Annotated in this window: 1 pseudogene; it reads right to left on the bottom strand. The window is 74.6% G+C overall.

Features of this window, described 5'->3' with window-relative positions:
* A pseudogene (locus tag G3I78_RS50835) lies at window positions 1–382 on the bottom strand (alpha-mannosidase); the annotation flags it as partial.

Below are 382 nucleotides of genomic sequence, written 5' to 3'. Positions count from 1 at the left end.
CGATGTGCGCGTGTCCGACGGCGCTGATCCGGTGGGCGGAGGCGCGGGCGGGCGCGGCGAGCACTCCGGTCAGGCGCGCGCGGGCGGCGGCGGCCGTCCCGGGGACGTCGCCGAGGTCCACCGCGTCGAGGGCCGCGTCGACCGCGCGCAGGATCTCGTACCGCCGCGCGTCGGCCTCGCCGAGCTGCGTCATCAGGTCGTGGAGGACCTCGAGGTCCTGTACGAGTTCCCAGACCTCGGTCTCGAAGACGGCGAGGTCCATCCGGGCGAGCCGGTAGAGCGGCTGGTCGCCGCTGGTCTGCCGGTCCCCCTCGTACGTCGCCGCGTGGTCGACCAGGACCGGGTTCGAGGCGGCCTCCACGTACCACTCGACCTGTTCGCC

It is taken from the genome of Streptomyces sp. SID13726 (assembly GCF_010548375.1).
Taxonomy (GTDB): domain Bacteria; phylum Actinomycetota; class Actinomycetes; order Streptomycetales; family Streptomycetaceae; genus Streptomyces.
The sequence above is the reverse complement of the archived record's forward strand: the minus strand, read 5'-3'. Positions and strand labels throughout refer to the sequence as shown.